At 71.2% G+C, this 20,685-nt stretch carries 18 protein-coding genes; 5 read left to right on the forward strand and 13 right to left on the reverse strand.

All coding sequences use genetic code 11. The features are described from left to right. Window positions 1-148: 148 nt before the first annotated feature. The 3 genes from ACWEV3_RS04540 to ACWEV3_RS04550 form a co-directional block, all read right to left on the reverse strand. A complete protein-coding gene (locus tag ACWEV3_RS04540; protein WP_452612545.1) occupies window positions 149-565 on the reverse strand; it encodes an STAS domain-containing protein in 417 nt (138 codons plus the stop codon). 465 nt (window positions 566-1,030) lie between these two features. Next, a complete protein-coding gene (locus tag ACWEV3_RS04545) occupies window positions 1,031-3,421 on the reverse strand; it encodes an ATP-dependent Clp protease ATP-binding subunit (protein WP_452612546.1) in 2,391 nt (796 codons plus the stop codon). Between the two features lie 295 nt (window positions 3,422-3,716). Beyond that, entirely contained in the window at window positions 3,717-4,004 is a 288-nt protein-coding gene (locus ACWEV3_RS04550) for a hypothetical protein (RefSeq protein WP_245761277.1), read from the reverse strand. Between the two features lie 399 nt (window positions 4,005-4,403). On the opposite strand from ACWEV3_RS04550, the gene ACWEV3_RS04555 reads away from it, so the two are divergent. After that, complete coding sequence (locus ACWEV3_RS04555; protein ID WP_452612547.1) at window positions 4,404-4,805, forward strand: GNAT family N-acetyltransferase; 402 nt, start codon at window positions 4,404-4,406, stop codon at window positions 4,803-4,805. Window positions 4,806-4,882: 77 nt separating this feature from the next. Here the strand turns inward: ACWEV3_RS04555 and ACWEV3_RS04560 are convergent, their stop codons facing one another. The 4 genes from ACWEV3_RS04560 to ACWEV3_RS04575 form a co-directional block, all read right to left on the reverse strand. Further along, complete coding sequence (locus ACWEV3_RS04560; RefSeq protein WP_452612548.1) at window positions 4,883-6,445, reverse strand: FAD-dependent monooxygenase; 1,563 nt, start codon at window positions 6,443-6,445, stop codon at window positions 4,883-4,885. Window positions 6,446-6,495: 50 nt separating this feature from the next. After that, window positions 6,496-7,119 (reverse strand): acyl-CoA-like ligand-binding transcription factor, encoded by a 624-nt coding sequence (locus ACWEV3_RS04565; protein WP_452612549.1) that lies wholly within the window; start codon window positions 7,117-7,119, stop codon window positions 6,496-6,498. A 55-nt stretch (window positions 7,120-7,174) separates the two neighbouring features. Next, window positions 7,175-7,843, reverse strand: coding sequence for a phosphoribosyltransferase (locus tag ACWEV3_RS04570; RefSeq protein ID WP_452612550.1), 669 nt, complete (start codon window positions 7,841-7,843; stop codon window positions 7,175-7,177). 96 nt (window positions 7,844-7,939) lie between these two features. After that, entirely contained in the window at window positions 7,940-9,697 is a 1,758-nt protein-coding gene (locus tag ACWEV3_RS04575; RefSeq protein ID WP_452612551.1) for an ABC-ATPase domain-containing protein, read from the reverse strand. A gap of 351 nt (window positions 9,698-10,048) precedes the next feature. On the opposite strand from ACWEV3_RS04575, the gene ACWEV3_RS04580 reads away from it, so the two are divergent. Beyond that, a complete protein-coding gene (locus ACWEV3_RS04580) occupies window positions 10,049-10,834 on the forward strand; it encodes a lysozyme (RefSeq protein ID WP_452612658.1) in 786 nt (261 codons plus the stop codon). A 70-nt stretch (window positions 10,835-10,904) separates the two neighbouring features. Here the strand turns inward: ACWEV3_RS04580 and ACWEV3_RS04585 are convergent, their stop codons facing one another. Next, entirely contained in the window at window positions 10,905-11,900 is a 996-nt protein-coding gene (locus ACWEV3_RS04585) for an LCP family protein (protein WP_452612552.1), read from the reverse strand. A 331-nt stretch (window positions 11,901-12,231) separates the two neighbouring features. Continuing rightward, window positions 12,232-13,488: an aspartate aminotransferase family protein gene (locus tag ACWEV3_RS04590; protein ID WP_452612553.1), complete on the reverse strand. Its 1,257-nt coding sequence runs from the start codon at window positions 13,486-13,488 to the stop codon at window positions 12,232-12,234. Window positions 13,489-13,604: 116 nt separating this feature from the next. Here ACWEV3_RS04590 and ACWEV3_RS04595 point away from each other — a divergent pair, with 116 nt between their 5' ends. Further along, window positions 13,605-15,086 carry an NAD-dependent succinate-semialdehyde dehydrogenase gene (locus tag ACWEV3_RS04595; protein WP_452612554.1) on the forward strand — a complete coding sequence of 494 codons (1,482 nt, stop codon included), beginning with the start codon at window positions 13,605-13,607 and terminating at the stop codon, window positions 15,084-15,086. Window positions 15,087-15,167: 81 nt separating this feature from the next. Here the strand turns inward: ACWEV3_RS04595 and ACWEV3_RS04600 are convergent, their stop codons facing one another. The 4 genes from ACWEV3_RS04600 to ACWEV3_RS04615 form a co-directional block, all read right to left on the reverse strand. After that, entirely contained in the window at window positions 15,168-15,860 is a 693-nt protein-coding gene (locus ACWEV3_RS04600; RefSeq protein WP_132486075.1) for a GntR family transcriptional regulator, read from the reverse strand. A 14-nt stretch (window positions 15,861-15,874) separates the two neighbouring features. Next, window positions 15,875-16,624 carry a maleate cis-trans isomerase family protein gene (locus ACWEV3_RS04605; RefSeq protein WP_452612555.1) on the reverse strand — a complete coding sequence of 250 codons (750 nt, stop codon included), beginning with the start codon at window positions 16,622-16,624 and terminating at the stop codon, window positions 15,875-15,877. A gap of 137 nt (window positions 16,625-16,761) precedes the next feature. After that, window positions 16,762-17,520, reverse strand: a complete 759-nt coding sequence (locus ACWEV3_RS04610; protein ID WP_452612556.1) for a maleate cis-trans isomerase family protein — start codon at window positions 17,518-17,520, stop codon at window positions 16,762-16,764. 11 nt (window positions 17,521-17,531) lie between these two features. After that, window positions 17,532-18,026, reverse strand: coding sequence for a DUF3830 family protein (locus ACWEV3_RS04615; protein WP_093267744.1), 495 nt, complete (start codon window positions 18,024-18,026; stop codon window positions 17,532-17,534). A 260-nt stretch (window positions 18,027-18,286) separates the two neighbouring features. On the opposite strand from ACWEV3_RS04615, the gene ACWEV3_RS04620 reads away from it, so the two are divergent. Together ACWEV3_RS04620 and ACWEV3_RS04625 are read left to right on the forward strand one after the other, a co-directional pair. Next, window positions 18,287-19,264 (forward strand): D-2-hydroxyacid dehydrogenase, encoded by a 978-nt coding sequence (locus ACWEV3_RS04620; protein WP_452612557.1) that lies wholly within the window; start codon window positions 18,287-18,289, stop codon window positions 19,262-19,264. Next, window positions 19,264-20,682: an amidase gene (locus ACWEV3_RS04625; RefSeq protein ID WP_452612558.1), complete on the forward strand. Its 1,419-nt coding sequence runs from the start codon at window positions 19,264-19,266 to the stop codon at window positions 20,680-20,682. Before ACWEV3_RS04620 ends, ACWEV3_RS04625 begins: the two co-directional genes overlap by 1 nt. Window positions 20,683-20,685: the final 3 nt, after the last annotated feature.

Here is a 20,685-nt window from a genome sequence, read left to right on the forward strand (position 1 = left end):
CCCGAAACGAAGCCGACGAGGCAGGCGCCGGATGGTGGTACTGGCCCAACGCCCCCGGCAACTGGACCCCTACGCCCCCGACGGCGGCTGGGCACCCCTCGTCGACCGCCTCGCCCGCACCAACGACGGCTGACACCGCCGAGGCACGTCACCCACGCGCCTCGGCAACCGCCTCCGCCGCCGAAGCCCGGCACACGAACCGCTCGCGCAACCGGGTGATCGTCAACAACCGCAACACCGCACCATGACCAGGAACCACGAACAAACTGGTCCGGCGATGCTCGGCACGACGCTGCGCGTGCAACAACAACTCGATCGCCGCACTGCTGGCGAACGACACCTCCGAAACATCCAGCACGATTGCCTGCAACGCAGCAGCCGTCAGCCGCTGCCGGATCAACTCCGTGAGCCTGGGCACCGTGGCCAGATCGATCTCACCACCGATGCGCACCACCACAACACCCGGCACAGGCCACTCCACGGCCAGCCGCAACGCGGACGTGCACATCGAATGCCCGACGACCGGATCGTCGGACGCGCGCGGCGCGACGATCTCATGGCCCACGCCCACCCACGCGGCCGAAGACATCCCGGATCTGGAGACGATCACGCTACCTCCCCTGGTTGCGTATCGACGGTTCGGTTGGCCACGGGACCGGGAACTCGCCGCTGCGCTCAACGCAAGGGGTACGCCGTGGCGGCTGCTCAACCGCACCCCCCACCGTAGGAGCCGCCGCCCGACCCGAACAAGGCTCGCCACGTTCGTGTGACATTCGCTCCCGATCAGGTGGCAGCAAGGCTGCAACGAGCCAAAAAACCGACCAGCCGGGCGACACGCGACCCCGCCGCGAACCAACACCCAATCGCACAGAGTCACCACAGAACATGGCGTTCCGGCACCCGCAACACGCCGGGCTCCTCGCCCGCGCCGACCTCAATGGGCCGCCAACCCCACGGCCCCGCCGTCCACCGGTTCCGCCGCCCCAGCGACCTCACCACCTGGATCGCCACGCTGCACCGCTGACCGCGCTCACCCGAACACGCTGTGCCGCCGAACCGGCTGCGAACCCTCCACCTCGGCACGCTCCACCGGCGCCGCATGCCGGCCACCCGACACCGGCTCCCACACCGAGGTCACCGACAACGACAACTCCCCACCAACGACATCCACCGACACCTGATCACCCGCCGACACCGTCCCCGCCAGCACCATCGACGCCAACCGGTTGTCCAACTCCCGCGCGATCACCCGCCGCAACGGCCGCGCCCCGAACTCCGGCTGATACCCCCGCTCCACCAGCCAATCCAGGCCCGCGTCACCCACCACCAACCGGACGCCCTTCGCCCCCAACTGCGCGCCCGTGCGCTCCAGCAACAACGACGCGATCCGCCGCAACTGCTCCGCCCCCAACGGCCGGAACACCACCACGTCATCGATCCGGTTGATGAACTCCGGACGGAAGAACGCCCGCAACTCCTCCAGCACCACCAACGCCGACTCCCCCGCATCGGCCCCCGCATCCAGCACCCGATCCGCCCCGATGTTCGAGGTCATGATCACCACCACGTTGCGGAAATCCACCAAGCGACCCTGCGAATCGGTCAACCGCCCCGCATCCAACACCTGCAGCAACGTGTTGAACACATCCGGATGCGCCTTCTCCACCTCATCCAGCAACACCACCGAATACGGCTGCCGCCGCACCCGATCCGTCAACTGCCCGGCCTCGCCATAACCCACGTACCCCGGCGGCGCACCCACCAGCCGCGACACCGTGTGCTTCTCCTGGAACTCCCCCATGTCCAACCGCAACAACCGCTGCGCATCACCGAACAACGCGTGCGCCAACGCCCGCGCCAACTCCGTCTTGCCCACACCAGTCGGCCCCAGGAACAAGAAACTCCCGATCGGCCGGTCCGGATCCGCCAAACCAGCCCGAGCCCGCCGCACCGCCTCGGCCACCGACGCCACCGCCGCATCCTGACCGACCACCCGCGACCGCAACTGCTGCTCCAACTCCAGCAACCGCTGCACGTCCTGCGCACTCACGTCCGCCACTGGAATCCCGGTCCGCGACGCCACCACATCCGCCACGTCATCGGCGACCACCGTCGGCTCGAACACCGCCGACTCCCGCACCTCACCACCACGCCGCAACCGCACCCGCGAACACGCCTGGTCCAGCAGATCCACCGCCTTGTCCGGCAAGAACCGATCCGCGATGTAGCGCTGCGACAACTCCGCCGCCGCCGACAACGCACCATCATCGATGCGCACCCGGTGATGCCGCTGGTACTTCTCCCGCAACCCCTCCAGCACCACCACCGTCTCCGCCACCGACGGCTCCCCCACCATGATCGGCGCGAACCGGCGCTCCAACGCCGGATCCTTCTCCACGTGCCGCCGGTACTCCTCCACGGTCGTCGCCCCGATCAACCGCACGTCACCGCGCGCCAACGCCGGCTTGAGCATCGTGCCCGCATCCATCGAACCCTCGCCCGCACCGGCCCCCACGATGCTGTGCACCTCGTCGATGAACACCAGCACGTCCTCCCGATGCGCCCGGATCTCCGCCAGCACATCCCGGAACCGCTGCTCGAACTCACCCCGGTACTTCGCCCCGGCCACCATCCCCGCCAGGTCCAGCGACACCACCCGCATGTCCGCCAACGACCACGGCACCGCGCCCTCGACGATCCGCCGCGCCAGTCCCTCCACGATCGCGGTCTTGCCCACCCCCGGATCCCCCATGAACACCGGGTTGTTCTTCGACCGCCGCCCCAGCACCTCGATCGCCTGCTCGATCTCGGCATCCCGGCCCACCACCGGATCCAGCTTCCCGGCCCGCGCCAGCTCCGTCAGATCCAGCCCGAACTCGTCCAGCCGCGGCGTCACGCTCAACACCGACCGAGCCGCACCCCGATCACCCAACTCGATCGCCCGCGCCAACGCCCTCCCGGCCACCGAATCCGCATCCGCGGCCAATCCCAACACCAGGTGCCGCGCCCCCACCACGTCGACACCCTCGCCCAACGCCTGCTGATAAGCCCCCAGCAACGCCCGCCGGGCCGCCGACGACAGCACCGGCCGGCCCACCGCCCCCGAATCCTGCGCCACCACCGCCGACCGCACCGCGGCCGCCAACTCCTCCACCCGCACCCCGGAGGACACCAGCAACTCCGCCGTCGCCGGCACCTGCGTCACCGCCCACAGCAGATGCGCACCGTCCAGCTCCCGGCTGCCCCAGTCCACAGTGGCCCGAACCGCCTTCGACACCACCTCGTGCGCCTGCGCATCCAGCAACGTGCCCAGCGCCAGACCGCGCTCCGACGCCGAAGCATCTCCCGGTGCCCCCGAGAACACCTCGCTGAACAGCGAATCAAAGGCGGCAGAGGAATCACCGACACTGCCGCGAACCAAAGGGGCCACCTCCACACGCACACGCAGGCCCCGCCTGCAACCGAACTCCAGCAGCAGACCAGCACGCAGCACTCGCACGGCAGGACCGGCGCCCGACCGCCGACCCGCCAACGCGCCCACCAACAGCGCCGCGCTGATCCCCACGACCGCGCCACCGAGCCCGCTCCGCGAAGCGCAGTTCGATCATCGCGGTCGTGATGTTGGCACCAACATACTGAGAGGCCCGCAACAGCCGTGCGGCACCACTACGCTCGCCGCGGCGCAGCACCGACGGTGTTCGCCCGCGCGCCCCGCGTCAGCTCGCGCGCTTCTGCGCCTTCTCGATCGCATCGGCCAACCGGGTCAGCTCCTTGCCGATGTGCGACAAGCGCTCCGACATCACGCTGGCGTGCCCGGACAGCGGGCCGACGTGCCCGGCCGCCCGCAGCCACTCGGTCACTCCGCCGCACCCGACGGCCATGCCCTCGACCGTCAACGAGAACCCGCGCATCACCTGCTCGATCTCCTCGACGCTGTGCGGCACAGCGGGGTCGCGCAGCCGATCGCCCAGCGCGGCGGCGGCCTCGCCCACCTGCCACGCCACCTCGGCCGAATAGCCCGACTCGCCGGAATCGGCACTCCGTCTCGTCCCCGACCGCCGAGGTGGCGTGTGCCTACCCGCCTGCGTCGGCGTGTTGTCGGAATGTCCAGCGGCAGTCATAACGAACCAATCAACCCGAGACGGACACCTAGCTCCACCCCGACGCGCCAGAAGCCCCCCGACCGGTGGCGCAAGTCCACCCGTTTCCCGGTTCTCCGCAGCGCAGGAGTAGGTGCCGCGAGGTTATCGCGTCATGGCCTCGGTTGGTGAAGGTTGGTCCTGAGGATTAATTTTGATCGACACTGAAATCATGAGAAATATCAAACTCAATGCTGTGCTGAGATGGATTCCCGTGCTGGAAAAGCGATTTCTTCCCAGGCGGTGGCCTGCGACCATCGGGCGGTGGAGATCGATTACCGATGGCGGGCCGAGGCCTCCGACGACGAACTCGTGTCCCTGACCCTCTCCCACGGCGGCACGGCCGAGTCCGGCTGGTGGGAGAGGGTCCGCGCGCACAGCCTGGGCTGGGTGACGGCGCGGCCGCCGGGCGGCGCGCTGATCGGCTTCGTGAACGTCGCCTGGGACGGCGGCGACCACGCCTTCCTGCTCGACACGAAGGTCCGCCCAGACCACCAGCACCGCGGCATCGGAACGGAACTCGTGCGGCGCGCGGCGCAGGCCGCCCAGGACGCGGGCTGCACCTGGTTGCACGTCGACTTCGAGCCGCACCTGCGCAGCTTCTACTTCGACGCGTGCGGCTTCCGCCCCACCGACGCGGGCCTGATCCTCCTGGCCGACCGCTGACGGCCGGCAATCCGGATCAGCCGGGCGGCGGCCTGCTCACCTAGCCTGACCACAATGGACAGCCGGGGGTCTCCTGGTCAGGCGCGGGCGGTCACCGGGACGCCGAACCACCGGTCGGCCGCCGCCTGGAGCGCGTCCAGCTCGGTGGCATCCGGGCCAGGTGATGCCGACGCCCACGCCACGTAGCAGTCCGGGCGGAGCAGCAAGGCGGTGGCACCGATGTCGGCGCCGGCGAGCCGCCCGCGGACCACATCCACCTGGTCGGTGCGCCCGGCGAGCGTCCCCGGGGATCCGTCCTCGGTCAGGTCGATCAGCAGCGGGCGCGCGCTGCGGGTCAGCTCCGCCAGCCGCACCGGCCCGGTTTCGGTGTGCAGTTCGAATTCCGGGGCGCACCGGCCGATGAGCGGATGCGCGCCCGTGGCGCCCATGTCGTAGCGGACGTCCGAGCCTGCGGTGAGGTCCGCGAGGCGCTGGACGGTGCCGGGATCGTCGAGCAGCTCGGTGAACAGCTCGCGCAGCGCGGTGACGTCGCTGCCCGGGGCGATCAGCGCGGACTGCGCCTGGGCATAGGTGATCATGCGCCGGGCCGCCTGGCCGCGTTCCGCCTCGTAGCTGTCCAGCAGTCCGGGCGGGGCGTCGCCGCGGAGCTCGGCGGCGAGCTTCCAGCCGAGGTTGATCGCGTCCTGCAGGCCGAGGTTGAGCCCGGGCCCGCCGCCCGCGGTGTAGACGTGCGCGGCGTCGCCGAGCAGGAACACCCGGCGGTCCCGGAACCGGTCGGCCACGCGGGTGTTGCCGCCGCTGCGGCGTCGCAGCACGTGCGGCCCCGCGCCGGTGGGCGGGCCGAGCGGCACGTCTGCGCCCAGGACCCGGCGGGCGCTCTCCCGCAGCTCGTCGAGGGTCATCGGCGCCTCGGTCTCCGGCTCGTCCCACTCGATGGTGCTGATCAGCGGATCCTGCCCCGGCAACGGCGCGTACCCGAAGCCGCCGCGCTCGGTGCGGTGCGGCAGGAACGGCAGGATCGCGCCGCCGCCGGGCACGTTCAGCGCGCCGGTCGCGGGATCCACCCAGTCCGCGGGAACGGTGGCGTTGGCCGTCCGGTTCGTCGTCCGGTCGTAGCTGACGCCGGGGAAACCGATGCCGGCGCGCTTGCGGATCACGCTGTGGGCGCCGTCCGCGCCGACCAGATACCGGGCCCGCAGCCGGTACGGCCCGTCCGGGCCGGTGACCTCCACCTCGACCGCGTCGTCGTCCTGCGACAGGCCGGTGACCTCGTGCCCCCAGCGGATGTCGGTGTCGAGCTCGGCGGCCCGCTGCGCCAGGACTTCCACGATGCGGCGCTGCGGCACGGCCAGGTTGTAGACGGGGCTGTCCGGCAGCAGGCCCAGGTTCAGGCTCATCCCGGCGAACATGAAGTAGGCGGAGTTCGGCAGCGGTGGCCGCGGGCCGCCGCTGAGCGGCTCGTGCAGCCCTCGGCGGTCGACCATCTTCACGACCTGGCCGACGAGGCCGTTGGCCTTGGGCTCGTCGCTGGGCTCGGTCAGGCGTTCCAGCACGATCGGCCGCAGCCCGGCCAGGCCCAGCTCGCAGGCCAGCATGAGCCCGTTCGGGCCGCCGCCGGCGATGGCGACATCGGCGATCATCGGGGGTTGTGCTCCTTCGTCGAAGTGGGCGGAATGGGCCGGATCCGTCCTCATGGGACCGGGAGTCCGGCGGAGATCCGGGCGAACGCCTCGCGCAGCAGCGGCAGGGCGGAGCCGTGCGGGTCTTCGCGCAGCCAGTGCGTCACGGCCGTGGCGCTGCCGGCGCCGACCACGGCGGCGACCAGTTGCGGGTACAGGTCGTGCGCCACATCGGTGCCGGTGCGTTCGGCGATGGCCTTCGCCAGCTCGTCCTGCGCGATCGCGTTCGCCTTGAGGACTTCGCCCTGCACGGCGGGTTCGGCGAGCATGAGCCGCAGGCCGTCGATCCAGCCCTGGTCGTGGGGCTGCCGGTCGTCCGGTGCCGGCGCGAACTGCGCCTGCACCGCGTTGCCGATGGCGTCCCACAGCGGTTCGGCGGCCGGTCGCGCGCGCAGCTCCTCGGCTATCCGCAGGGCGCGTTCGAGGTGGCTGGCGGCGATGGCCTCGGCCTTGCCGGCGAAGTAGTTCCGGAAGGTGCGCGGCGAGACGTCGGCGGCCGCGGCGATGTCGTCCACCGTGACGTCCTGCCATCCGCGTTCGACGGTCAGGCGGATCGCCGCCCGGCTCAACGCGAGGCGTGTCTGGCGCTTCTTGCGCTCCCGCAACCCGATGCGGGCGTCGTCTTCGGCGGTCATGCGGACCACGGTAGCCAAACTTGCCAAATTTGCAAGATTGCCACCTTGGCAAGTTTTACGGTTGGTCGAGCTCCCGCAGGATCTCGAAGATCTCCTCGTCCGTCGTGGCGTTGAAGTCGCGGTACCACTGCCCCACCGCGGCGAAGCCGACCGGCTGCAGCACGCACACCACCACGTCGGCTTCCGCGCGCAGCGCGGTGACCGCGTCCGGCGCCCCCACCGGCACGGCCAGCACCACGCTGCGCGGCGCCGACCCGCGCAGCATCCGCACCGCCGCGCGCGCCGTGGCCCCGGTGGCCAGCCCGTCGTCGACCAGCACCACGTCACGCCCGGCCAACGGCAGCGGTTCGCCGCGCTGGAACAGCTGCTCCCGGCGCCGCGCCTCGGCCCGCTCCCGCTCGCAGGCAGCCCGCAGGGTCCGCTCGTCGAGGTGGAACGAACGCACCAGCTGCTGGTCGTAGCTCGGCGGGCCGTCGGCGGTCACGGCACCGACGGCCAGCTCCGGCTGGCTCGGCGCGCCGATCTTGCGGGCCACGCAGACCCGCAGCGGCGCCTTCAGCATCCGAGCCACCTCGGCGGCCACCGGCACCCCTCCCCTGGCCAGCCCGAGGACCACGGGATCGACCAGCTCAAGCCCGGTCATCCGCTGGGCCAGGACCCGCCCGGCGTGCCGGCGGTCGGCGTAACCGGTGGTGGTTCGATCCGGGAAACCCATGCGAGGCATCGCTCGCCTCCCGTCCGCCGCGCGTTTCGCGCGACAGCACATCGGGGAAACCACTCGCCTCGATGATGCCCGCCCGTCGCCGCCGGGCAAACCTCCTCACGTGCGAAAGCCGGCCACCCTCAGCACCCGGAGCCGGTTCAGCGCGGCCGCCAGCTCGAAGCGCCGCGGCACGGCGAAATCGCCCACGTAGCGCTCGTCGACGGCCAGGACACCGCGTTCGGCGACGTCCGCGGCGAAGGCGTCGAGCACCTCCGCCACGGTGCGGGCGCCGTCGAGCACTCCCCGCCGCGCGCAGCTGACCAGCGCCAGCCCGATCCCGGTGACCTGCGCGGGGTCGACGACCTGCTCCACGCCGCGCAGCTCCACAGTGGATTCACCCAGGGTCAGCGCGTCCACTCCGCGGGCGCGGACCTTCGGTCGTTCGGTGGGGATCGAGCGCGGGTCCACCACGCGGTGCCGGACCTGCGGGAACGCCCCGGCCTCCGAGCGGCGGCCGGTGGGCGCGGCGGCCAACTGCCGGGCGCGCTCGGTGACGTCGCGGGCGTGGTAGGCGTCGAGCATCAGCACCTGATCGGCCACGTCCATGTAGTCCCCGGAGCCGCCCATCACCAGCACCGTCGACACCCCGTGCGCTGCGTGCAGCGGCCGGATCAGGTCGACGAACGGCGTCAGCGGCTCGGACTCCTTGGCGACCAGCGCCTGCATCCGGGCGTCGCGGATCATCAGGTTCGTCGCCGCGGTGTCCTCGTCGACCAGCAGCACCTTCGCCCCCGCCTCCACCGCCTCCACGATCGAGGCGGCCTGCGAGGTCGAGCCGGAGGCGTTGTCGGTGGAGAAGTCGGTGGTGTCGGCGCCGGTGGGCAGGTGCCCGACGAACGGGCTGACGTCCACCCGGTGCACCCGCCGCCCGTCCTCGGCGCGCACCTTGACGGTGTCCTCGCGGCACACCACCAGCTCCCGGCCGTCGCCGGGAACGTGGTCGTAGACGCCGAACTCCAACGCGCGCAGCAGCGTGGACTTGCCGTGGAAGCCGCCGCCGACGATCAGGGTGATCCCCTCGGGCACCCCCATGCCACGCACCCGGCCCCGGTTGGGCAGGTCGACCTCGACGCTCAGCGACTCCGGCGCGGCGAACGGCACCCCGTCGGTCAGCGGCCGCTCGTCGACGCCGCTGCGCCGGGGCAGCATCGCGCCGTCGGCGACGAACGCCACCAGCCCCAGGTCCGGCAGCATCCGCCGCAGCGCATCGGTGTCCTCAATGGAGTCCACGAATTCCCGCAGCCGCCGCTGATCGGCCGTGGCCCAGCGCAGCGCGGCCTCCACCGCGTCGGGCAGCTCGTCGCACAGGGCCTGCTCCGCCTGCCGGCCGTCGATGGTCCGGCCGCGTCCCGGCAGGTCGATCCCCAGGCGCAGCACCACCGCTCCCCCGGCGATCTGGCAGGCGCTGCGGTCCAGCACCTCCTGCCGGCCGGCGTCGACCCGCAACCGGCTGTCGTGGAGCCTGCGGTACACCGCCCGCACCAGGTACCCGGCCAGCGCCCGCGCGCGCACCGGTGTCGACCACAGCTGTTCGGGGAAGCCCGCGACCGCCGGGTCGACCCGGACCTCGCAGCGGCTGGCCGGGGCGAACGGGTCCGGCTGCACGCGCTGGACCTCCAGGGTGAATCCGCCGAAGGACCAGCGGCCGCCCAAGGACTTGTAGCGGCCGTAGCTCGCGCCGTGCATGGCGCGCAGTTCCTGCCGCAGCGCTTGCTCGTCGCCGCGATCACCGCGGGGCCGTTCGTCGCGCCGGCGATCACCCGGTCGCCGGTCCCTGTACCGCCCCGATCCGGGACCGCCCGTTCGCTGTGCCATGCCCGAGACCTACCGGATGCGAGGCCGATTCTCCAATCGGGAGACGTGGATCACGCCGGTTACCACCACAGTGGACGGCGCGTGTCCACATGGGGCAAAACCGGCGAAACGCCGTGGCGGAACTCAGCGGGTCCGCAATGTGCGGGTTATTCTCCGAACGCGCAAGATCCGCACCCCCACCCCGGTCCGAGACCTCGGACGCCCGGTCCCGCTAGACGACGATGCCTTTGCTGGTGAGGAGGCGAGTGCATGCTCCGCAGATTCCGCGGCCCGATCGGCAGCCGCCAAAGGCGACGCCCGGCCCGCGACGTTTCCCGCCGTCCACGTAGGACCGCAGCGCTGCTCGCGGCGATGATCGCGACGGCCGCGCTGGCCGGTGGCACGGCCAACGCCGAGCAGTCGCGCACCGCGCCGCGGCTGAGCCCCGACGATCCCAACGGCGCCTGGGCGGGCTACAGCTTGCCGGGCGGCGAGGACGCCCAAGCGCGTTCCCTCCCCTTCCCCCTCCCGGCCGGTGCGGTGTCCGGATTGGACGTCAGCGGCCACCAGGGCGACGTGGACTGGCCCCGGGTCTGGGCCGACGGCGCCCGGTTCGCCTACGTCAAGGCCACCGAGGGCACCGGTTTCCGCAACGCCCGCTTCGCCCAGCAGTACGACGGTTCCCACGACGTCGGCATGACCCGCGGTTCCTACCACTTCGGGCTGCCGGACCGCTCCACCGGCCGCGACCAGGCCAACTTCTTCGTCGACAACGGCGGCGGCTGGCGCCACGACGGTCGCACCCTGCCGGGGGCGCTGGACATCGAGTACAACCCCTACGGCGAGGCCTGCTACGGCCTGGACCCGGCCGCGATGTCGCGGTGGATCGCCGACTTCAGCAACACCTACCACGCCCGGACCGGGCGCTTCCCGGTCATCTACACCACGACCGACTGGTGGAACCGCTGCACCGCGTCCAATCCGGACTTCGCCCCGAACAACCCGCTGTGGATCGCCCGCTACGGCCCCGACCTCGGTGCGCTGCCGGCCGGCTGGGACTACCAGACCATCTGGCAGAACAACGACAAGGGCATCTTCCCGGGTGGGCAGGACACCTTCAACGGCAACAGCAAGCAGCTCAAGCGATTCATCTCCTGACCGTCCCTCCCGACGGCGATGCGGGCCGCCCCGGAACTTCCGGGGCGGCCCGCATCGTTGGTCGCGCGGTCTACTTGTTCAGCAGATCCGGCGGGATGGGCTGGTCGTTGGCGATCGCGTCGAACATGCGACTCGCTGCCTCGGAGTCCCAGACGATGACCGAACCGCCGTTGGAGTCCTTGCCGAAGCGCCCGAACGGCGCGCTGGTGGTCACGCCCTCGCCGCCGCTGATGTCACCCATCGCCAGGCCCAGCGACGCCAGGTGCCACAGGTGGTCGCTGTCGTTGACCACGAACGTCTTGCTCGCACTGGAGGCCAGCGGGAACAGCCGGAACGGGTTGATCAGCGTCGACGGGCTGGTCGCCTTGTCGACCAGGGCGCCCAGCAGCTTGCGCTGGTTCTCCGCACGCTCCAGGTCACCGCCCTTGAGCGAGTAGCGCGCCCGGACGAAGGCCAGCGCCTGCGGGCCGTCCAGCTCCTGGCAACCGGCCGGCAGGTGCGCGTTCGCCATGTCGTCGTCCATCGGCTCGTCCAGGCAGATCTCGACCCCGCCGACGGCGTTGACCAGGTCGGAGAACCCGCCGAAGCCGATCTCCGCGTAGTGGTCGATGTGCACCCCGGTGGCCTTCTCGACGGTCTCCGCCAGCAGCTGCGGGCCCCCGAAGGAGAACGCCGCGTTGAGCTTGGTCTTGCCGTGACCCGGGATCTCCACGTACGAGTCGCGGGGCAGGCTGATCAGCGCCGGCTGGCCGCCGCCGCTGGGGATGTGCACCAGCATCACGCTGTCGGTGCGCTGTCCGCCGGCGTCGCCGGCCGACAGTTCTTCGCGCTGCGCGTCGTCGAGGCCTTCGCGGCTGTCGGAGCCGACCAGCAGCCAGTTGGAGCCGGACGAGTCCGGGGCCTGCCCGCCGAACGACAGCGCGTCGGTGCGCTGCAGCATGCTGTCGAAGTAGATCACCAGGCCGCCCAGCAGCAGCACCAGCACGACCAGCGTGATGCCGATGCGCCGGCCCCACCGCTTCTGCTTGCGCCTCGGCGGCGGCGACGGTGGCCGATCGTCGTCCATCGGCCGCCGAGGGCCTTGATGAGGCGGAGGGGGCGGCGGCGGACGCCGTCCGGGTGGCGGCCCGCTCGGGGCACCCCGGTAGTAGTCGTACCTCTCGCCGCCGCCTTGCGGTCTCCGGCTCCTCGGCGGTTGCCCCGCCGACCAGTCGCTCATGCACACACCCGCGTCGGTTCGATCCGGCGCGCCCCGCACGCGCCGGGTTTGGCGTGAAGCATCGCAGACGCCCGCTGGGGAATCACCCACCGCTACCGAACGGTGATCGGAGACCACCCGTTTCGGCTGGTGGCGGGCGCGAGGGCGACCTCACAACCCGCCACCACGACCGTGGTGGTCAGCCGTTGACGGCGTCGCGCACCGCTTCCGCCCACAACCCGACGGCGTCGTCGACCTGCTCGGCCGTGACGATCAGCGGCGGGATCATGCGGACCACGTTGCCGTGCGGTCCGCAGGTCAGCAGCAGCAGCCCGCGCTGGGCGGCGGCCTGGTGCGCGCGGGTGGCCGTCTCGGTGTCCGGCGCGCCCTCGGGGGTGCTGAACTCGTTGCCCAGCATCAGGCCCAGCCCGCGCACGTCGCCGATCACCGGGTGTTCGGCGGCGACCTTGCGCAGGCCCTCCTGCAGCCGGGCACCTTGTTCGGCGGCGTTGTCGACGAGCCCCTCGTCCCGCACCACGTCGAGGGTGGCCAGCGCCGCCGCGGCCGCCACCGCGTTGCCGCCGTAGGTGCCGCCCTGCGAGCCGGGCCAGGCCTGGCCCATCAGCGCCTCCGGCGCGGCGATGGCCGACAGCGGGAAGCCGCTGGCCAGGCCCTTGGCGGTGATCAGGATGTCGGGGCGGATGCCGGCGTGGTCGTGGCCCCAGAACCGGCCGGTGCGCCCGACGCCGGTCTGCACCTCGTCGACGATCAGCAGGATGCCGTGCCGGTCGGCGCGTTCCCGCAGGCCGTGGAGGAACTCCGGCGGTGCGGGGATGTAGCCGCCCTCGCCGAGCACCGGTTCGATGATGATCGCGGCGGTGTCGCGCGGCGAGCTGACGGTGACCAGCAGCTGGTCGAACTCGGCCAGCGCGAAGCGCACCGCGTCGGCCTCGCTGCAGCGGTGCCGGTAGGCCTCGGGGAACGGGGTGAACACGACGCCGGGCATCATCGGGCCGATCCCGGCCCGCACCTTCACGCCGGAGCTGGTGAGCGCGCCGGCGCCCATCGTGCGCCCGTGGAAGCCGCCCTGGAAGGCGACGATGTTCTGCCGTCCGGTGGCCTGGCGGGCCAGCCGGACCGCGGCCTCCACCGCTTCGCTGCCGGAGTTGACGTAGAACAGCCGGTCCAGGCCGGCCGGGAGCACCTCGCCGAGCCGCTCGGTCAGCCGCAACAGGGGCCGGTGCATGACGGTCGTGTACTGGCCGTGGATGAGGGTACCCACCTGGCGCTGGGCGGCCTCGACCACGCGCGGGTGGCAGTGTCCCGTGCTGGTGACCCCGATCCCGGCGGTGAAGTCCAGGTAGCGGCGATCCTGCTCGTCGTAGAGGTAGACCCCTTCCCCGCGAGCGGCCAGGACCGGCGTGGCCTGCTTCAGCAACGGCGAGAGCTCAGCCATGATCGACTCCAAGGTTGTGACATGCAAAATGTAGGATTGTTGACAATCTCCGCTGACATGCAACCATCACCGAGCGTCGCTGTCCACCACCCGAGGCAGAAGGGTTCGCCGTTGCCATGACGATTTCAACCGAACAGCACCCCCGAGAGGCCGCCGTCGTCGACGCCGCGCCCAAGCAACTGCTCATCGGCGGCAAATGGCGCGACGCCGAAGGAGACCGCAGCTTCGAGGTCGAAGATCCGTCCACCGGCCGTGCGCTGTGCTCGGTCGCCGACGCCTCCCCGCACGACGGGCTGGCGGCGCTGGCGGCCGCGGCCGACGCCCAGCCGCAGTGGGCCAAGCACCCGCCCCGCGAGCGCGGCGAGATCCTGCGGCGCGCCTTCGAGCTGATCATGCAGCGGCACGAGGACCTCTCGCTGCTGATGACGCTGGAGATGGGCAAGCCGCTGACCGAGTCGCGGGCCGAGGTCACCTACGCGGCGGAGTTCTTCCGCTGGTTCTCCGAGGAGGCCGTGCGCATCGGCGGCGACTACGCGGTGGCGCCCAACGGCAGCGGCCGGTTCCTGGTGATGCGCCAGCCCGTCGGCCCGGCGCTGCTGATCACCCCGTGGAACTTCCCGATGGCGATGGGCACCCGCAAGATCGGCCCGGCCATCGCCGCGGGCTGCACCTCGGTGATCAAGCCGGCGCACCAGACGCCGCTGTCGATGCTGGCGCTGGCCGAGATCCTCATCGAGGCCGGGCTGCCCGACGGCGTCCTCAACGTGGTCACCTCGCGCAGCGCGGGCAAGCTGATGGAGCCGATGATCCGCGACGGCCGTGCCCGCAAGCTGTCGTTCACCGGGTCCACCGCGGTGGGCCGCAAACTCATCGAGCAGTCCGCCGACCAGGTGCTCAAGGTGTCGCTGGAGCTGGGCGGCAACGCGCCGTTCATCGTGTTCGACGACGCCGACCTGGACGCCGCGGTCGACGGCGCGATGCTGGCCAAGATGCGCAACATCGGCGAGGCCTGCACCGCGGCCAACCGGTTCTACGTGCACGCCGACGTCGCCGAGGAGTTCTCCCGGCGGCTGGCCGAGCGGATGAGCGGCCTGCGGGTCGGCCGCGGCGTCACCGACGAGATCCAGGTGGGCCCGCTGATCGACGACGCCCAGCTGGGCAAGGTCACCGAGCTGGTCGCCGACGCGGTGCGGCTCGGCGCGGACGTCGTCACCGGCGGCGCCGGCCGCGACGGCGAGGGCTACTTCTACCAGCCGACCGTGCTGACGAACGTGCCGCTGGAGGCCCGGATGGGCCAGGAGGAGATCTTCGGGCCGGTCGCGCCGATCACCACCTTCACCGACGAGCAGGCCGTCGTCGCCCAGGCCAACGACACCGAGTACGGCCTGGTCAGCTACCTCTACACCCGTGATCTGCAGCGCGGCCTGCGGGTGTCGGAGGCGCTGGAAAGCGGCATGGTGGGCCTCAACCAGGGCATCGTGTCCAACCCGGCGGCGCCCTTCGGCGGCGTGAAGCACTCCGGACTGGGCCGCGAAGGCGGCAAGTTCGGCATCGACGAGTTCCTGGAGACCAAGTACGTCGCCGTCGGCGGCCTCTGACAACAGGATTCGCGGCTCGTCCTGCGCAGCGGGGCGGGGTTCCCTCCACTGTGGAGGGAACCCCGCCCCGCGTCAGGTGCGTCAGCTCGCCATGGAGCCGTTGAGGCGCTCCAGCGCGTCGGTCATGTGCGCCGTCAGCCGCTCCAGCAGCAGCTGCTCGTCGCCCGTCTCGATCGCGTCGACGAGCCCCTTGTGCTCGTCGACCAGCGCCTGCACGTCCGCGTGGTACTTGTCCTGCAGCGCCGTCAGGCACATCCGCTTCTCCACCAGCAGCGTCTGAGCCATCCGCTGCAACCGCGGGCTGCCCGACACCCGCACCAGCGTCTCGTGGAACTCCTGATCGGCGTCGGCCAACTCGATCGAGTCGCCCTTGCCCGCCGCGGCGACCATCCGGCTCTGCGCCGCGGTCAGCTCCGCCACCGCCTCCACCCGGTGGTGGCGGACGATCTGCTCGCACGCGGCGCGCTCCACCGCCAGCCGGGCCAGGTAGATGTCGTGGACGTCCTCGGCGTCCAGCGTCATCACGAACAGCCCGCGGTGCGGTTCACTGCGCAGCAGCCCTTCGGCGACCAGCCGCTGCATGGCCTCCCGCAGCGGCCCCCGGCTGACGCCCAGCCGGGCGGCGAGTTCGGCCTCGCCGAGCTGACTGCCCGGCGGCAGCGACCCGTACATGATCGCCGCCCGCAACTGGTCGGCCACGATCGCCGCGGTCGACTTGCGCTGCACCGGCTCTAACTCACCCGGCTGCTGGTTCTGCTCGTCGGTCCCGAGCACCTGACACCATCTCCTCATTCCGGGGAGGCATCGCGCTCCCCTCCTGTTCCCTCGCGGAACAGCTTTCCCAATCCGTCGTGCGCCGCCCGATCACCGGCCAGCCGCAGCGCCTCCCAGGCGCTGACCTGGTTGGCGGTGAGCACCGGCTTGCCGAGCCGGTCCTCCAGCTCACCCAGCCACGCCGCGGTGTGCAGCGCGGTGTCCGGCATCAGCAGCGCATCGGCCCGGTCGTCGTCGTTGGCCGCCGCGAACTCCAGCACCGCGTCACGGCCGAGCGTGCCCACCTCGGCGGCGGTGATGATGCCCCGGCTGGACAACCTCACCACCTCCAGCCCCGCCGCCTGCAGGAACTCGACGAAACTGGTGGCCACGTCGTCGGGGTAGGTCGCGGCCACCGCCACCCGCCGCAGCCCCAGGGCCGCCGCAGCGTGCACGAACGCGAACGACGTGCTGGACGTCGGCAGCCCCGTGACCGCCTGCAGCTTCTCCACCTGCTCCCGCGCGCCCTGCGGGCCGAAGACGAAGCTGCCACTGGTGCACGCCCAGATCACCGACTGCACGCCGTGCTCCAGCAGCTGCCGCGCACCGTCGGCGAGCACGTCGTCCGAGCCGATGTCCAACAGCGCGTCCACCCGATGCGCGTCCTCGCGCATCAAGGTGTGCACCAGGGGCAGCCGGATACCACCACCGAGCAGCCCTTCGAGCGCCGGGTAGTCGTCCTCGGCGCTGTAGCCGGGGTAGAGAATTCCTGCGGTGAACGGCACCGGTAGCTCCATCCTTAGTCCACATCGTTTCCGACACCACCGCTGCGGATCCGCCGACGCCAACACCGCACAACCGGTCGATTGTTGACAATGTTACCGCAGGGTCCGTCGCGGCTAACCCGTTCTTGATGCGATCGTCACGCGGCCGGCGCGTCCACCACCTGCATCAGCCGCTGTTCCGGGGCCACCGCCTGCAGCCCCATCTCGCGCAGCGCCGCCCAGATCGTGACCTGGTTGGCCGTCAGCACCGGCTTGCCCAACTCCTGCTCCAGCGGCCCGATGATGTCGTAGGTCGGCAGGTTGGTGCAGCTGATGAACATCGCCTCGGCCTCCGGCCGGTCGGCCGAGCGCACGATGTCCACCACCTGCCGGTAGTTGACCTTCCAGATCTGGCCGAGCAGACCCAGGCCGACGCTGGTGACCACGTCGATGCCGTGCTCGTCGAGGAAACCGTGCAACCGCTCGGTCACGCTCTCCACGTACGGCGTGGCGATCGAGATCCGGTCGGCGCCCAGCATCTGCAGGGCCTGCACCAGCGCGCCGGAGGCGGTGACCGCGGCCGGCGCACCGGCCTGCCGCATCACCTCCACCAGCGCGCGCTCCCCCGTCGCCCCGTTCACGAAGCTGCCGGAGGTGCACGCGTAGGCGACCACCTCCGGCTCCGGGACCAGCAGGTCGCGGGTCGCGCCGTGCACCGCCGCCTCGTCGCTGACCAGGCTGGCCTGCTCGACGGTCACCGGCACCGGCACGAACGCCGTGCGCGTCAAGTACAGCGAGACGCCCGCTGGGGTCCACCGCCACAGTTCGCGGTCCAGCGCCAGGTCGAACGGGGCGATCACTCCCACGCCGCGTTGCGGCTCCGGGCCCGATACCGCCCCGAGGAAGTCAGGCGGCATTTGTTCCCCCGTCAACCCTGGTAGCGGTCGTAGCGGAGGGTCTCGCCGACGCTGCCGGAGCGCCAGACGTCGTTGCACGCCTCGGCCATCCGGTCCAGCCCCTCCACGATGGTGGCGTAGACGTTGCCCGGCACCCAGCCCACGTCGCCGTTGAGCAGCAGGTTGTTCCGCCCGTAGAAGATCGCCAGATCGATCACGCCGGGCAGCTCGTGGATGTTCTTCTCCTCCTTGAACTGGCGGTCGAGCATGCCGCCGGGGAAGGAGAAGTACACGACATCGCCTGGGATCGGGGTGACCGTCGGGTTCTCCTGACCGGGTTCGTCGGCCGCGAACCGCGGCACCATCGTGTAGATCTCGTTGCGCGCGTACTTGGCGTGGTGCACCGGCCCGACCTGGGGCAGCGCTTGCCACACGGCTTCACAGGTTCGGGGGGCGTCCTTGTCCAGCAGCTCCGCCACGCAGGACACACCGCGCTTTTCCAGCGTGATCGACAGGTACCTGGGCATCGTGATCTTCCGTTCGCAGGAGTGGGGGACTGTTGACTCATCTCCTCCGGTCCCAACCCCGCCGCGCGTGGTCGGGAATCGCCTCGGCCGCCGAGGGTACCCGTGGATTGTTGACAATCCTACGAACGCTTCATAGCGTGTCAATGCCCCGTGCCGACGCGGTTTTCCCGTTCAGCACGGGCGAAACGAACTCTTAACCCGGCGCGCCCGACGATCACCGCTGCCCGGCCCCCATGCCCCACCGCACCTAAGGTCAGGTCATGATCCACCGCACTCCCACGGTCGTCGTCCTCCACGGCGGGACCCCACCGGCGGAAATGGCCCGCATCCAAGCCCACGCCGAGCTGCGCTACGCCGACGCCGGCCAACTGGCCGACGCGCTGCCCGGCGCAGACGTGCTGTTCGTCTGGGCCTTCCGCTCCGAAGCCGTCACCGACGCCTGGCCCCGCGCCGACGCCCTCCGCTGGGTGCACGCCGCCAGCGCCGGAGTCGACCGCCTGCTGTTCCCCGCGCTGCAGGACTCCGACGTGCTGCTGACCAACTCCCGCGGCGTCTTCGACCGCCCGATGGCCGAATACGTGCTCGCCACCGTGCTCGCCTTCGCCAAGGACCTGCACACCACGCTGCGACTGCAGGACCGCAAGCAGTGGCAGCACCGCGTGACCGAACGCGTCGCGGGCAAATCCGCCCTCGTCGTGGGCACCGGACCGATCGGCCGCGCCATCGCCCGCCAGCTCACCGCCGCCGGGCTCACCGTGTCCGGCGCCGGACGCGTCGGGCGCAGCGACGACCCCGACTTCGGCGACGTGCACGCCTCCAGCGACCTCGCCCACGTCATCGGCGCCTTCGACTACGTCGTGCTCGCCGCCCCGCTGACCGAGCAGACCAAGGGACTCGTCGACGCCGAGGTCCTCGCCCACTGCCGGCCCACCGCGCGGCTGATCAACGTCGGCCGCGGCGAACTCGTCGTCGAAACCGACCTCATCGCCGCCCTGCGATCCGGGCAACTGGGCGGCGCCGCCCTCGACGTCTTCGACACCGAACCACTGCCGGAGACATCGCCGCTGTGGGAGATGCCCAACGTGCTCGTCTCCCCGCACATGTCCGGCGACACCATCGGCTGGGTCGACGAACTCGTCGACCTGTTCCTCGAGAACCTGCGCAGCTACACCGACGGCACGCAGCTGCGCAACGTGGTCGACAAGCAACGGGGTTACATCAGCGGAACGGAGCACTGATGGCGAACACGCACCCGGCCGAACGCACGGTCGCCGACCTCACCGCCACCGAACTGCTCGCCGCCTACGCCGCGGGCGAGCTGTCCCCGGTGGAGGCGACCGAGGCCGCGCTGCGCCGCATCGCCGACGCCGACCCGGCGGTCAACGCCTACTGCCTGGTCGACGCCGACCGCGCGATGGACCAGGCCAGGGCGTCCGAAAAGCGCTGGCACCGCGGCGAACCCGCCGGGCGGCTCGACGGCGTGCCGACCTCGATCAAGGACATCTTCCTCACCGAGCACTGGCCGACGCTGCGCGGCTCCCGAACCATCGACCCGCACCAGAAGTGGACCGCCGACGCACCCTCCGTCGCCCGCCTCCGCGAGCACAACGCCGTGTTCGTCGGCAAGACCACCACACCGGAACTGGCGTGGAAGGGCGTCACCGACAGCCCGCTGCAAGGCATCACCCGCAACCCGTGGGACCCCACCCGCACCGCCGGCGGCTCCAGCGGCGGCGCCGCGGCGGCCGTCGCGCTGGGCATGGCGCCCCTGGCCATCGGCACCGACGGCGGCGGATCCGTGCGCATCCCCGCCGCGTTCTGCGGCATCGTCGCCCTCAAAGCCACCTACGGCCGAATCCCGCACTACCCCGCCAGCCCCTACGGCACCCTCGCCCACGCCGGACCGATGACCGGCACGGTCACCGAGACCGCGCTGATGCTCGACGTGCTGTCCGAACCGGACATCCGCGACTGGTCCGCGCTGGAACCACCGAGCACGTCCTTCCTGGACGGACTCGACTCCGGAGTGCGCGGCCTGCACATCGCGATCAGCCTCGACCTCGGCTTCGACACCCCCGTCGACCCCGAGGTGGCCCGCGCGATCACCGCCGCCGCCCGCACCTTCGAAGAACTCGGCGCCGTCGTCGAGCAGGTCGACCCCGGCATCACCGACCCCGTCGAGGACTTCCACGTGCTGTGGTTCGCCGGTGCCGCCAAGTCCGTCGAACACCTCACCCCCGAACAACGCGAACTGCTCGACCCCGGGCTGCACGAGATCTGCCGGCAAGGCCTCACCTACTCCGCGCAGGACTACCTCGAAGCCACCAACACCCGGATGCTGCTGGGCCAGCGCATGGGCGCCTTCCACCAGACCTACGACCTGCTGCTGACCCCGACCGTGCCGATCCCGGCGTTCGAAGCGGGCCTGGAAGTCCCGCCCGGCTCCCCCCACCCGCGCTGGACCAGCTGGACCCCGTTCACCTACCCGTTCAACATGACCCAGCAGCCGGCCATCAGCGTCCCCTGCGGGAACACCACCGACGGGCTGCCGATCGGCCTGCAGATCATCGGCCCCCGCCACGCCGACGCCAAGGTCCTCCGCGCCGCCCGCGCCTACGAGCAGACCCAGCCCCGGCTCCGCCCGCACACCCCCTGAACC

It is taken from the genome of Saccharopolyspora sp. NPDC003752, from assembly GCF_053605825.1.

Bases quoted from the DNA above. Each gene is read 5' to 3' on its own strand.
- ACWEV3_RS04560 (WP_452612548.1), bottom strand. From the start codon at position 6,445: ATGATCGCCGATGTCGCCATCGCCGGCGGCGGCCCGAACGGGCTCATG.
- ACWEV3_RS04565 (WP_452612549.1), bottom strand. From the start codon at position 7,119: ATGACCGCCGAAGACGACGCCCGCATCGGGTTGCGGGAGCGCAAGAAG.
- ACWEV3_RS04570 (WP_452612550.1), bottom strand. From the start codon at position 7,843: ATGCCTCGCATGGGTTTCCCGGATCGAACCACCACCGGTTACGCCGAC.
- ACWEV3_RS04575 (WP_452612551.1), bottom strand. From the start codon at position 9,697: ATGGCACAGCGAACGGGCGGTCCCGGATCGGGGCGGTACAGGGACCGG.
- ACWEV3_RS04580 (WP_452612658.1), top strand. From the start codon at position 10,049: ATGATCGCGACGGCCGCGCTGGCCGGTGGCACGGCCAACGCCGAGCAG.
- ACWEV3_RS04585 (WP_452612552.1), bottom strand. From the start codon at position 11,900: ATGGACGACGATCGGCCACCGTCGCCGCCGCCGAGGCGCAAGCAGAAG.
- ACWEV3_RS04590 (WP_452612553.1), bottom strand. From the start codon at position 13,488: ATGGCTGAGCTCTCGCCGTTGCTGAAGCAGGCCACGCCGGTCCTGGCC.
- ACWEV3_RS04595 (WP_452612554.1), top strand. From the start codon at position 13,605: ATGACGATTTCAACCGAACAGCACCCCCGAGAGGCCGCCGTCGTCGAC.
- ACWEV3_RS04610 (WP_452612556.1), bottom strand. From the start codon at position 17,520: ATGCCGCCTGACTTCCTCGGGGCGGTATCGGGCCCGGAGCCGCAACGC.
- ACWEV3_RS04615 (WP_093267744.1), bottom strand. From the start codon at position 18,026: ATGCCCAGGTACCTGTCGATCACGCTGGAAAAGCGCGGTGTGTCCTGC.
- ACWEV3_RS04620 (WP_452612557.1), top strand. From the start codon at position 18,287: ATGATCCACCGCACTCCCACGGTCGTCGTCCTCCACGGCGGGACCCCA.
- ACWEV3_RS04625 (WP_452612558.1), top strand. From the start codon at position 19,264: ATGGCGAACACGCACCCGGCCGAACGCACGGTCGCCGACCTCACCGCC.